This window comes from Seonamhaeicola marinus (assembly GCF_008085455.1).
The window spans coordinates 1-220 of sequence record NZ_VSDQ01000583.1 but is presented as its reverse complement, the minus strand read 5'-3'; the positions used below and the strand labels follow the sequence as shown (position 1 = coordinate 220).

Sequence of the window (220 nt, the reverse complement as noted above, 5' to 3'; positions counted from 1 at the left end):
ATTTATTTGAATACCTATAGAATAGCTTCATCGGCAAAACTAAAATAGGCTTTTTCAGTAATAATTAAGTGATCTAACACTTTAATATCTAAACTTTGTGCTGCAATTTTAAGTTTGTTAGTAATTTGTTTATCGGCTTCACTTGGTTTTAAAGTTCCTGATGGATGATTATGTACCAAAATTAAAGCAGTAGCACCTAGCTCTAAAGCTTGTTTAAATA

1 protein-coding gene is annotated in these 220 nt (G+C 29.1%); it reads right to left on the bottom strand.

All coding sequences use genetic code 11. The features are described 5' to 3' along the window. Window positions 1-14: 14 nt before the first annotated feature. A partial coding sequence (locus FUA24_RS10625) for a JAB domain-containing protein (protein ID WP_317131950.1) occupies window positions 15-220 on the bottom strand: 206 nt, incomplete at its 5' end.